The 11,839-nt window shown below is 63.6% G+C and carries 10 protein-coding genes; 5 read left to right on the plus strand and 5 right to left on the minus strand.

What is annotated here, in order from left to right:
• Positions 1 to 123: 123 nt before the first annotated feature.
• On the minus strand, positions 124 to 1,185 hold the full coding sequence (locus U0O11_RS09915) for a GlxA family transcriptional regulator (RefSeq protein ID WP_324692514.1): 1,062 nt from the start codon (positions 1,183 to 1,185) through the stop codon (positions 124 to 126).
• 315 nt (positions 1,186 to 1,500) lie between these two features.
• Positions 1,501 to 2,484 carry a DMT family transporter gene (locus tag U0O11_RS09920; RefSeq protein ID WP_324689700.1) on the minus strand — a complete coding sequence of 328 codons (984 nt, stop codon included), beginning with the start codon at positions 2,482 to 2,484 and terminating at the stop codon, positions 1,501 to 1,503.
• 327 nt (positions 2,485 to 2,811) lie between these two features.
• Between U0O11_RS09920 and U0O11_RS09925 the strand changes: the two genes are divergently transcribed.
• Positions 2,812 to 3,735 (plus strand): LysR substrate-binding domain-containing protein, encoded by a 924-nt coding sequence (locus U0O11_RS09925; protein ID WP_324689701.1) that lies wholly within the window; start codon positions 2,812 to 2,814, stop codon positions 3,733 to 3,735.
• A 51-nt stretch (positions 3,736 to 3,786) separates the two neighbouring features.
• On the opposite strand, the gene U0O11_RS09930 is transcribed toward U0O11_RS09925, so the two are convergent.
• From U0O11_RS09930 to U0O11_RS09940, 3 genes are all read right to left on the minus strand, one after another.
• On the minus strand, positions 3,787 to 5,016 hold the full coding sequence (locus U0O11_RS09930; RefSeq protein ID WP_324689702.1) for a GGDEF domain-containing protein: 1,230 nt from the start codon (positions 5,014 to 5,016) through the stop codon (positions 3,787 to 3,789).
• A 217-nt stretch (positions 5,017 to 5,233) separates the two neighbouring features.
• Positions 5,234 to 6,655, minus strand: coding sequence for a sodium:solute symporter family protein (locus U0O11_RS09935; protein WP_324692515.1), 1,422 nt, complete (start codon positions 6,653 to 6,655; stop codon positions 5,234 to 5,236).
• Positions 6,656 to 6,729: 74 nt separating this feature from the next.
• Complete coding sequence (locus tag U0O11_RS09940) at positions 6,730 to 7,002, minus strand: hypothetical protein (protein WP_192839227.1); 273 nt, start codon at positions 7,000 to 7,002, stop codon at positions 6,730 to 6,732.
• A gap of 457 nt (positions 7,003 to 7,459) precedes the next feature.
• On the opposite strand from U0O11_RS09940, the gene U0O11_RS09945 reads away from it, so the two are divergent.
• The 4 genes from U0O11_RS09945 (at position 7,460) to dkgB (ending at position 11,756) form a co-directional block, all read left to right on the plus strand.
• Positions 7,460 to 8,641, plus strand: a complete 1,182-nt coding sequence (locus U0O11_RS09945; protein ID WP_324689703.1) for an MFS transporter — start codon at positions 7,460 to 7,462, stop codon at positions 8,639 to 8,641.
• A gap of 108 nt (positions 8,642 to 8,749) precedes the next feature.
• Positions 8,750 to 9,664 (plus strand): TIGR03571 family LLM class oxidoreductase, encoded by a 915-nt coding sequence (locus U0O11_RS09950; RefSeq protein WP_192839228.1) that lies wholly within the window; start codon positions 8,750 to 8,752, stop codon positions 9,662 to 9,664.
• Between the two features lie 120 nt (positions 9,665 to 9,784).
• Entirely contained in the window at positions 9,785 to 10,792 is a 1,008-nt protein-coding gene (locus tag U0O11_RS09955) for an alcohol dehydrogenase catalytic domain-containing protein (protein ID WP_324689704.1), read from the plus strand.
• A 157-nt stretch (positions 10,793 to 10,949) separates the two neighbouring features.
• On the plus strand, positions 10,950 to 11,756 hold the full coding sequence (dkgB, locus tag U0O11_RS09960; protein WP_054557189.1) for a 2,5-didehydrogluconate reductase DkgB: 807 nt from the start codon (positions 10,950 to 10,952) through the stop codon (positions 11,754 to 11,756).
• The last annotated feature ends 83 nt before the right edge of the window (positions 11,757 to 11,839 follow it).

The raw sequence follows: 11,839 nt of genomic DNA on the forward strand, positions 1-11,839 counted from the left end.
TGCCGAGTCGTCTTCTGTGACGCTGTTTCGGCACGGCGGCGCGATCATACTCCCTTTTGCGGCTCTTTTTGCGCCCTGGCGCCATCCGTGACGCCTTGAGGGAGCGCAGGATGATGACCCGCCTCAGGGCGTGGCCTGACCACGGCGCGCGGTCGCGCTGGGCGGCTCACCGAATCGCTGGCGATAGGCACGCGAGAAGTGCGCCAGATGCGTGAATCCGACGCCGAGGGCCGCCTGGGAGACGCTGCGACTGCTGTCGGCCAATACGCACCGGGCATGATCCAGGCGCATGCCGAGATAGCGCTGCTTGGGCGTTTCCTCAAAATGCGCCATGAACAGACGCGTCAACTGGCGCTGGGATTGGCCGACCAGACGGCAGATGTCGGGGATCGAGAGCACCTGGGCAAGATTGGCCTCCATCACGGCCAGCGCCTTGACCACACTGCGTGGCAGCGAATCGTCTGGAGTGCTGACCGCAGCAGGCGTGGCCAGATGCCCACGCTGATGCACCAGCTGCCGCCCGACGGCGTCCGCCAGCGACGGCCCGTACAGAAACTCGATCCACGCCAGCATCATGTCGATACTGGCCGCGCCGCCAGACCCCGTCAGCCGCTCGCCCTGCCATTCATAGTCGGCCTGACTGATCTCGAGTTGAGGGAATTCCTCGCGAAAGGCCGGCACGCTCTCCCAGTGCAGGGCGACCCGATGACCGGCGAGCACCCCGGCGCGCGCCAGAATGAAGGGGGCGGTATCCAACCCTCCCAGCCAGGCGCCGTGGGCTGCCAGATGACGAATCACGCCACGCGCCTGGCTGCCGACGCTGACTTCCGGCCCGTAGGATGACACCACCATCAAGCGCGTCTGCGCCCCACCCTGGCCACCCGACGACGGCTCATCGACCAGAGACGACAAGGCACCATCGACGTCGATGCGCACGCCATTGCTGGCCACGACAGCCTCGCCATCACTGGACAGCAGACGCCAGGCGAACAGCGGCCGTCCGAAGCGATTGGCGACCCTTAGCGGTTCCAGCAGGCAGAACAACGTCAACATCGAGAAGCGCGGCACCAACCAGACATTCAGCGTGTGCTCAGCGGCCCCCGGCGCCAGCAGTGGCGGTGAATCCGGGCGCGGATACGGCGCAGGGAGGGGCTCCGACGCCGTCGCCGACGCTAGAGGAGGCATGCGGGATGGCGCGGGCTGTTCTGAAAGCCCGGAGGATTCAGAGGGGTCGGGCTGCGGTTCAGACATGAGGCAAATTTCATCAACCTGTGGCCATTTGCCTCAACCTTACCCGTGTCAGGCATTCGAGGTAAGTGGCACAGGGTTGAGACAGGTCACACCGGATGAAACATGATGCTGCACCCCACTCACAGGCAGGGTGCAGCATCAGGCGTTCGATCATTCCCCATCACTATCGCGAGATGCAGTTGCGAGATGCAATTGCGATGCTCAGTCGTGCTTCTCTGCTGCGGCCTCAGTCGTGATCCAAGGTGTTGATCATCGCCCCGAGTGATTCGAGGCCTCGAGGCCACCTGAGCGAGGCAGTGCCTGTTCAGTCTCGCTGTCGCCTGGCTTGGGAGGCGCAACCTCCTGCTTCTGACGCGCGGATTGCAACAGGATGACGCCTACCAGAATGATCGCCATTGCCAGCAGGTCGAGTCCGCGGATGGGCTCCCCTATCAGCAGCACTCCGATGATGACGGCGACCACCGGGGGCAGGTAGGTCACGCCAGAGGCCTTGATGGCGCCAAGTTCGCCGACGATGAAGTAATAAAGCACATAGGCTAAGCCGGTTCCCAACACCCCGAGGCCGATTACCAGCCCGGTCAAGGCAACACCGTCGTTGCTCAGCGCCAGGATACCCTCAAGATCAATGACAGCGAGCAGCAGCAGAGTGGCTATCCCCGTCTGATAGGTAGCCAGGGCCAGCGAAGGAATCGCCAACGGCATCACGAAGCGTTTGGCATAGACGAATGACAAGCCGACACACATCGCGCCGCCGAGCATGGCGGCCACGCCCGCCAACGAGACATCCGCCTGCAGCCCCTGCCATGGGCGGGCAATCAGCGCGATACCGATGATGCCGAGCAAGGTCGCGGTGATCGAACGTGCATTGATCGGCTCGTTGCGCAGGAACAAGGCTGCCGCCACGAAGGTGAAGAGCGGGATGGCGCCGCTGAGCATGCCCGCGACACTCGACAGCAATACCGAACTGCCATAGGCGAATGCCAGGTAGTACAGCGCCGTCGCCAGCAGGGCCATGACAACGAAGTGGTGCAGATGGCGCCAGTGCGCCCGGTGCAGAACGCCCTGGCAGGCAGCATAGAGGGCCAGGGGGATGAAGCCTGCCACGACACGCAGCAGGGTCACCTGACCCGGGGTGATCCACTCCGCCGCCCATTTCATGAACAGGAAGTTGCTGCCCCAGATGGTACCGAGCGCCAGAAAGGCAAGATGTGCCGAGAATCGTGAGCGAGGCATGGGGTACTCCTTGTGGCGAGGATACTTGGGGAGCCAACCACATGGCGCCCCTGGCGATAGCGCCATGTAGGGCCGATAGCGCCATGTGGGACCGATAGCGCCGTGCGAGGCCGATAGCGCCATGTTCGGCTGTGCTCCGCGTCGCGACAAGCGGGCATTATTTGCATTACCCTGTAGAAAATCTTCACTCTTGTGCCATATGACGTCACACGCGGTGCGTCGGCTTCCCGCTCAGATAGCGTGCTGGCGCCGGAGGGGTGTCGTCGCCCCCGCCGGCCAAGCGCCCATGGCGCTTAACATGAGCATGGCTCTGAGCATGAGCATGACATGAGCACGCCCCTGAACGTGAGCAAGAACATGAGCAAGAACCTGAACACGAAACTGCGCCTGGGCGCGCTGCCGGCCTTTGATGCGGCAGCGCGCCATCTCAATTTCCGCCGCGCGGCGCAAGAGCTGTCGCTCACCCAGAGCGCCGTGGCGCAGCGTGTACGCGAGCTGGAAACACAGCTTGGGATAAAGCTTTTCCATCGTCTCCCGCGTGGTCTGGCATTGACTCACGCAGGCCAGCGCTTTCATGAGCAGATCGCCCTGGCGCTGGGCAACATCGACAAGGCCGTGCGCGATGCCAGCCATGACCCCGCTGACACCACCCTGTCGTTGAGCGTACCGCCCTCCTTTGCCGCCAAGTGGCTGATGCCTCGGCTGGCAAGCTTTCGCCACGCACATCCCGAATGGCAACTGCGGGTACACGCAAGCGAGGGCCTTTCGAATCTGCATCAGGACGGGATCGATCTCGCCATCCGCCAGGGCTATGGCCAGCATGACGCCGGACTCAAGGCGATATGGTTGACGGGGCTTGAGCGTATCGCCGTCTGCAGTCCCGGCTATCGGGAACAGCTGGGCGAGCGACTGGATAGGCTCGATATGCGCGGCAGCGTATTGATCGAGGACAGCCATCAGGGGTGGCATACCTTTGCGGCGCACTTCTCGGGGCTTGAGAAGGCCGATCGGCTCTGGGTCAATCACACCAGTCTCGCGATCGATGCCGCTCTGGCGGATCAAGGTATCGCGCTGACACCGCGCCTGATGGCGGCGGAAGGCATCGCGAAGGGGCAACTGGTCACTCTGTGTGGTCTGCCGGACCAGGGCCAGGGATTCTATCTGGTCTACCCCGGGGCGCGGGCGCATCAGGCAGAGCAGATCATGCTGCCGTGGCTTCGCCAGCAGCTGGGGCTGTCACACGAGACGTGAGCGCACGCCCCCTTGGGCTCTCGTCTCAGACTCCACGACGACACCCCGACGCTAGCCGGCGAAGGCGCGGCCCAGCGCCTGCTGATCCTGCTGAGCAAACAGCTCGCAGCGATCTCGCCCCGAGGCCTTGGCGCGATAGAGCGCCTCATCCGCCTGCTTGAGTATGGTCTCGAAGCTGCAGCCCTGGCCGGTGCCGGCGGCCGAGACCCCGATGCTGATGGTGGCGATGCCATGGCGTGAACTCCCCCCATGCGGTAGCGCCAGGTCGCGAACATGGCGGCGAATCTCTTCTGCGCGCGCCAACGCCTGTTGCGGCGTACAGGATGGCAGCAGCACCACGAACTCCTCGCCCCCGAAACGCGCCACGATATCGACATCGGGATGCACGCTTTCAAAGATGGCCGTCGCGATACGCTTGAGGCACAGGTCCCCTTTCACGTGGCCGTAGTGGTCGTTGTAGGCCTTGAAATGGTCGACATCGATCATGGCCACGCCGTATTGAAGCCGGCTGTCGACCTGCTTGCCGAGCAGGGAGCTCACGAGGCTGTCGAAGTGGCGCCGGTTATAGACTTCGGTCAAGGGATCGATCGAGGCCAGGCGTCGGAACTCTTCATTCTTCTCGGTGAACTCCTCGACCCTGAGCTGCTCTCGCAGCAACAACAGGTAGGAAAGGCGCTCGGCCTTTTCGCTGCGCAGATTGGAAATGATCGAAAACAGCGTGATGGACAGGAACACCATCAACGCCATGAAACCCGCCGAGGCATAGGGCGCAGGATGGGCATTGACCAGATACAGCATCACGCCGAAATGGAAGGCCGAAGAGCACAGGGCATACCAGAAGCGCAGCTGAAACAGGACATTGCCCACCAGCACGATAAGGCCGAGTGCGAACAGGTCGAGGAAGGAATGTGGCGAGACTGACAACTGGATCAACAGGGCCGTGAAGATCATCGCGAAGCACACCAGCGCGGTCATCAACATCTCACGCAGTACCGGCGAGACACCCCGCTTGAGCATGTAGATGCAGATCAGGGCGATGGGCGTCATGACCCCGACGCGAATGATGATGGCCTCCAGCATATGGTCTGGGCGAAAGCGCCAGTCATTGAGCAGAAACAACACATAGATACTGATCGCCACCGCGCCCATGCAGGCAAGCTTGTGGCTGCGCGCGACATGGATATCGTGCTCGAAGCGCGCTTCTATCTCGGCCGGGAAATGCACTCCCAGACCGCCCTCACACTGTATCTGTCTGTCCACCTGCACCATCAGATCATTCATTCACGTCCCCTCCCTTGAGGACAGCCAATCAATGATCTCACTCTATACAAGGCGACACGGATCAATAAGCGATCGGGCGCAAACGTGACAATCGTTCACAACCTTGTCAAACGCTTGTCCAAATTTCAGACAACTGTTTGGTCGAGCCAAACGCTCGATTATCAGAGCGGAGTGATGCCCCCGACAGCACTCCGCTCTCGATCTTCCCTGCGCCATCTCAGCGCTTGAGGCTCCAGGGAGCGGCGATGCGGAAGAAGCGCAACGTCACCGCCTCATCCACCGGCCGTGTCAGCAATGACACCAGCACGAAGACCGGCAGGTTGAGCATCAGCCCCCAGAAACCGGCATGCAGGCCCAGCGGATGCGGCCATACGACGGTAAACAGCACCGTGACCACGAAGCCGGCACTGATGCCGCTGATGACACCTGCCGCCGAGGCGCGCGGCCAGAAGAACATGCCCACAAATGCCGGCAATACCTGAGAGGCAAAGCCCAGCCCGATCAAGAGGATCATCACCAGATTGCCCGGCTCCCAGATCGCCAAAGGTGCCACGATCAGGAACATCACCGGGAAGATCAGCCAGCGCGCCAGCTTGCCAGCGCGTTGGTCATCAAGCTTGAGGCCCGGCTGCAGCACATCACGACTCAGGCTCAGGGCCACCGAGTGAATGAAGGGCTCGCTGGAGGACATCGAGGCCGCCAGCGTGCCCGCGCCCAACAGGCCCACCAGCCAGACCGGCATGTTGGCCATCGCGTATTCGAGCACCACGGTGTCGGCGCGCTCAAGCTCCGGCAGGCTGTAGATACCGATGAAGCCGACCACCACCAGCGGCAGGATCACCACATAGTAGGTCGGCAGCCAGCTGGCACTGCGGCGGATGGTGCCGGCGGAGGCGGCGCTCATCCATTGGGTCCATACCGGCGGCATGAAGGACAGCATCGAGACGATGATCGAGGTGGTCCAGAAACTGAAGCTCATGTCGCCGCCGGCGCCGGGTAGACGCAGATACTCCGGATGGCTGGCCTCGAGACGCGTGAACACGCCACTGAAGCCCCATTCGCCGGTGGAGAGATAGGCCGCCCACAGGCCGATCACCCAGGCAACCACCAGCATCAACACGCCCTGGAAGGCATTGGTGCGCCCGATGGCGCGCTGGCCGCTGACGAACAGATAGACGGCGATCGCGCTGAGCACCAGCAACACGCCAGCCCAGAGCGGAATGCGCCCACCGCTCATCACCAATAGGATGTAGGCCGAGCCGATGGTCTGCAGGACCGCATAGGCGATGGAGGCAATCGACATCACCAGCGCCGACAGCGCGCCCAGCAGAGGGCTCTGATAGCGGTCCGCGATCGCGCTTGCCTGGGTGACATGCCCGAACTGCTCGCCGAACTTCCACACCTTGGGGCCGAAGTACCAGGCCACCAGCGCCAGATAGGCCAGATAGATGGCGACATAGAACACCGGCACGCCCTTGCTGTAGGCCCAGCCCGGCGCGCCCATGAAGGTGTAGGCACTGACACTGCCGGCGGCGATCAACAGATAGAGCGTCACGGGCCCCATCGAGCGCCCGGCGACTCCCCACTGCTCCAGCGTGTCCATGCGTCGGCCACCCCGCGCGCCGAGACCGATGGCCATGGCGAGGACGACATACCCCAGCGTGACCAGCAAGGGCACGCTGTCATGCACGGACGAAAAAACATGCGGATCGATCACGCGGCGCCTCCGTCTCTTTCGCCAGCGGACGCTTTCGACAGCGGGTCTGCGCCGTGGCGACGGCGCAACAGGCAATTGCCCAGCAACATCGCGCCACTGCAGGCGAAGATGATCAGGTAACTCCAGATGATCAAGGACGGCATGCCCCACAACAGGGTCTGCTGGTTGATCCAGCCGATCACCGGCCAGATACCCATCACGACCAGCAGCAGGAAGATCACCAGCAGGCTCCAGCCCCGCCAGGTCGAGGGCATGACGAGGCGCGGCAAGGAACAGGGAGTCTCTGCAGTGCGGGCATCAGGCTGAGAGGAAGACGGGGTGTCAGGCGCGGCCAAGACGATCTCCGATGTGAACAGGGAGTGAATGAAAATTCTCGGCGCGCAGTGTAGCCGCTGCGCCCCGCCCTGTGGAGTCACCCTGGTGAATCCCGCTGTTGAGTCGCCCGGTTGAGTCGCCCTGTCGAGCCCCCCTGTCGAGCCCCCCTGTCGAGCCCCCCTGTTGAATCACGCTGTTGAGTCACCCTGTGGCGCCATCTGGCATGAGATCGAGATGGCGACACAAGCTGACAGAGACAGGCGCTGCAAAGATGGGGGGAAAGGACGTCGTCATCGGGAATCTTTACGAAAACTGCAAAAGTCTTTCATCATTTCGCGCGTTTATCACAAAGGTATCTCACGGCAGACTGCACAGCATCCAAGACCCACCCATTGCTGATGGAGAACTGCCATGCCCCTTGCCCTGCTGGCGCTGACATTGAGCGCCTTTGCCATCGGGACCACCGAGTTCGTGATCGTCGGACTGGTACCCACCATCGCTCAGGACCTGAGCGTCTCTCTGCCTTCCGCTGGCCTGCTGGTCAGCCTGTATGCCGTCGGTGTCGCCATCGGCGCCCCCGTGCTGACCGCCATGACCGGCCGCTTCAATCGCAAGCTGGTACTGCTGGCCCTGATGGCACTGTTCATCGCCGGCAACCTGCTGGCCTGGCAGGCACCCAGCTATAGCTCGCTGATCACGGCACGCATACTGACTGGCCTGGCCCACGGGGTCTTCTTCTCCATCGGCTCCACCATCGCGACAAGCCTGGTGAGCAAGGACAAGGAAGCCAGTGCGATCGCCATCATGTTCACCGGCCTGACCGTGGCACTGGTCACCGGCGTGCCGCTGGGCACCTGGATCGGTCAGCACTTCGGCTGGCGCGCCACCTTCCTCGTGGTCTCGGTCCTCGGCGTGCTGGCATTGATCGGCAGCGCCATCCTGGTGCCCAACAATCTCAAGAAGAGCGTACCGGCCACCTTCGCCCAACAGCTCAAGGTGCTGACCCATCCGCGCCTGCTGCTGGTCTACCTGATCACCATTCTGGGCTACGGCGGCACCTTCACGGCCTTCACCTACCTGGCCCCGCTGCTGCAGGACGTCAGTGGCTTCAATGAAGGCGCCATCAGTCTGATCATGCTGGTCTACGGTATCTCGGTCGCCATCGGCAACCTCCAGGGCGGCAAGCTGGCCGACCGCATGGGTCCGATTCGCGCCCTGACCCTGATCTTCGGTGGCCTGATCGTCATCCTCGGCGTGCTGACCTTCACTGCCGCCAACCCGATCACCGCCGTGATCACCATCCTGATCTGGGGTGCCTTCGCCTTCGGCAACGTGCCGGGCCTGCAGGTCTACGTCGTGCAGCAGGCCGAACGCTTCGTGCCGCAGGCCGTTGACGTGGCCTCCGGCCTCAACATCGCCGCCTTCAACATCGGCATCGCGCTGGGCTCCATCGTCGGTGGCCAGGTGGTCTCCGGGATGGCACTGACCGACACCGCCTGGATCGGCGCGCTGATCGTCACCGCCGCCCTGCTGCTGACCCTGGTGGCCGGTCGCCTCGACAAGCGTCACGACTCTTCCATCGCGACCGCCTGATCCGCCGCGAAGCCTCCCGCCATCACGACGTGCCCCCGATTCCGACAGCTCAGCCTGCTGGCTCGGGGGCACCGTCGTCTACCCACCTGCTTGCTGAAGGAGTCCACCATGATCTCCCCGACCCGCCCGCTGGATCGCCTTACCCAAGGCCCCCTGACCCTGGGCGTCGAACTGCCCCTCGACAATGACTGGGTCCGCACTGACAGAGCCCCCTCCACGCCCTTCGGCGTGCCTGACATGCGCGCCCATGCCGAGCTGATCGGCCAGGTCGACAGGCTCGGCTTCCGCGCCGCCTGGTTGCGGGATGTGCCGCTGTTCGACCCCGCCTTCGGCGATGCCGGTCAGGTCTTCGAGCTGTTCACCTACCTGGGCTATCTGGCCAGTCACACCGACAACCTGCTGCTGGGTACTGCCGCTGCGGTGCTGCCGCTGCGCCAGCCGTGGCTGGTGAGAAAGGCCGCCGCCAGCGTGCAGGCCCTGAGCGAAGACCGCCTGCTGCTGGGCGTCGCCAGTGGCGACCGACCGGCGGAATACCCGCTGTTCGGTGAGGAGTTCGCGACCCGTGGTGCCGCCTTCCGTCACGCGGTGGACGTCATCAAGGGCCAGGCGGACGACGCCCTGAGCGAAGGTCAGGCCATCCTGCCTGCCGCGACGCGTCCGCCGCTGTTGAGTGCCGGGCTCTCCCAGCAGACGCCCGAGTGGATCGGTCGCGAGATGGACGGCTGGCTGGCCTACCCGGGCACGCCGGAGGATCACATCCGTCGCGTGGCGCTCTGGCGTCAGGTCGCCGGTGACAAACCCTACGTCAGTTTCATCCATCTCAATCTGGAAGAAGACCCGCACGCCCCGGTGCGTCGTCATCGCTTCGGGTTGTCGAGTGGCCGCCTTGCCCTCATGGAAGAACTGTCGGCCATGCAGGATGCCGGGGTGAATCACATCGGCTTCCACCTGCGTCGCAATCGCCGCCCGCTCACGGAAACCCTCGAGGAACTGGGGCGTGAGGTGCTGCCGCACTTCTCATGAGGGCGCAAGGGTTGCACTGATCTGCCCGGCTGGCTGAGCGCACTGGCAAGCCGGGCGAGTCGCGCGACCTGCCCCCGCCATGGCGGAAAGGATTAACCGTTCACGCTGCAAGGAGATCCCATGTCAGATTCCACAGAGACCACCACACAAGACATCAGTCACAGCGCCACCCGGGCGCCCGCCTGGGTCTGGCAAGGCCCGGGCGAGCCTGAGGCGCTCGAGCAGTCAGAGGTGGACATCGGCGCCCCGGGTGACGACGAGGTACTGGTCGCCACGCGTGCCATCGGCCTCAATCCCGTCGACTGGAAGTTCATGGCGATGGACAGCGAGCTGTGGCAAGCCGGCCAGATTCCCGGGGTCGATGCCTCCGGCGAGGTAATCGCCTGCGGTGCCAATGTCAGTCACGTATCGCCGGGGGATCGCATCGCGGTCCACACCACCCTGGCGGGGCCGGGCACCTTCAGCAAACGCCTGCGTGTACCGGCGCGCGCCGTGATGCGCCTGCCCGTCACCCTGGGCTTCAATGACGCCGCCGCCTTCCCGTGTCCGGCACTGACCGCCTGGCTTGCCATCGACAAGCTACCCATCAAGACCGGGCGACGCCTGCTGATCACCGGCGCCTCCGGCAGCGTGGGCCGCTGGTTGATCCAGCTGGCCAGACAGCGCAACTTCCACGTCATTGGTGTTGCCTCCGAGAAGCGCCACGCGGACCTCAAGGCGCTGGGCGCCGACGAGACGCTTGCGGACGCCGAGCAGCTGGACGCGCCGGTCTTCGCCGTGATCGATACCGTCAATGGTGATCACGCCCACAAGATGACCCGCCACCTGGGGGCCAATGGCCACATCGTCTGCATCCAGGACCGTCTGGAGCAGCCGGCCGCGCCGGCCTTCGATCGCGCCATCTCGCAGCACGAAGTCGCGCTGGGCGCGCTGCACTGGGCGGGCGACGACGAGGACTGGGCACGCCTGGTCGAGGCGGGGGAAGGTCTGCTCGAAGCGATCGCCGATGGCTCCATGAATCAGCCGGCACCCTGCATCGAGCCGTTCACGGCGCTGCCGTCCTGCCTCGCGGAACTGAAGAGTGGTGAGCGTCGCGCCCTGAAATTCGTGATCACGGCCAACGAATGAGGCGCATGGCGGGCGGCGCAGGATTGTTGCGCAACCGGCACATGACTGATGCTTAGGCACGCCATTGTCGCGCCAGTTTCACAGCCCCAGTAAACACGACACAACACATGGAAACGTCCCCGCCACACCCGGCGGGAACGTCAACAGGAGTTACCGCATGTCGACTACCCTACCGAATCCCGGCTTTGGCACCTTCCGTCTGGAAGGCGACACCCTGCGTGAGAGCATGAAGGCGGCGCTGGACGCCGGCTATCGTCATTTCGATACCGCCCAGTTCTACGGCAATGAAGCCGAAGTGGGACAGGTGCTCGCCGACAGCGGCATCCCACGCAGCGAGCTGTTTGTCACCACCAAGATCTGGTACGACCGCCTCCAGCCCGGTGACTTGGAAAAGAGCGTCGAGGAAAGCCTCGAGAAGCTCCAGATGGACTACGTCGACCTACTGTTGATCCACTGGCCGTCACCCAATGACGAAGTCGCCATGGAGGACTACCTGCCGGCGCTCGCCAAGATGAAGGCCGAGGAGAAGACGCGTCATATCGGCATTTCCAACTTCACCTGCGAGCAGATGGAACGCGCCGTCGGCATTCTGGGGCGTGATGAGCTGCTGACCAATCAGGTCGAGGTGCATCCCTTCCTGCAGAACCGCAAGGTGCTCGACAAGTGTCAAGAGCTGGGGCTGGAAGTCAGCGCCTTCATGCCGCTGGCCGTCGGCAAGGTGATGGATGACGAGACCCTCAAGATCATCGCGGACCGCCACGGTGTCAGCCCGGCGCAGATCGCCCTGGCGTGGCTGAAGATGCAGGACATCGTGACCTTCCCGTCCTCCACCAAGCCGAAGAACATCCGCAGCAACATCGAGGCCTTCTCGCTGACGCTGACCGGCGAGGACATGGCCAAGATCGCCGAGCTGGACCGCGGCGAGCGTATCGCCAACCCGGACATCGCCCCCGACTGGGACTGATTGACTGAGCCCAACTGACTGAGCCTGATCGGCGGGTCCAGTGACAAGAAAGCCTCCCGGGCACCCTGCCCGGGAGGCTTTTT

The sequence above is a fragment of the Cobetia sp. D5 genome (assembly GCF_035666195.1).
GTDB lineage: Bacteria > Pseudomonadota > Gammaproteobacteria > Pseudomonadales > Halomonadaceae > Cobetia > Cobetia amphilecti.

Coding starts and splice junctions, on each gene's coding strand:
- U0O11_RS09915 (WP_324692514.1), bottom strand. CDS start 1,185: ATGCCTCCTCTAGCGTCGGCGACGGCGTCGGAGCCCCTCCCTGCGCCG.
- U0O11_RS09920 (WP_324689700.1), bottom strand. CDS start 2,484: ATGCCTCGCTCACGATTCTCGGCACATCTTGCCTTTCTGGCGCTCGGT.
- U0O11_RS09925 (WP_324689701.1), top strand. CDS start 2,812: ATGAGCACGCCCCTGAACGTGAGCAAGAACATGAGCAAGAACCTGAAC.
- U0O11_RS09930 (WP_324689702.1), bottom strand. CDS start 5,016: ATGAATGATCTGATGGTGCAGGTGGACAGACAGATACAGTGTGAGGGC.
- U0O11_RS09935 (WP_324692515.1), bottom strand. CDS start 6,655: ATGGCCATCGGTCTCGGCGCGCGGGGTGGCCGACGCATGGACACGCTG.
- U0O11_RS09945 (WP_324689703.1), top strand. CDS start 7,460: ATGCCCCTTGCCCTGCTGGCGCTGACATTGAGCGCCTTTGCCATCGGG.
- U0O11_RS09950 (WP_192839228.1), top strand. CDS start 8,750: ATGATCTCCCCGACCCGCCCGCTGGATCGCCTTACCCAAGGCCCCCTG.
- U0O11_RS09955 (WP_324689704.1), top strand. CDS start 9,785: ATGTCAGATTCCACAGAGACCACCACACAAGACATCAGTCACAGCGCC.
- dkgB (WP_054557189.1), top strand. CDS start 10,950: ATGTCGACTACCCTACCGAATCCCGGCTTTGGCACCTTCCGTCTGGAA.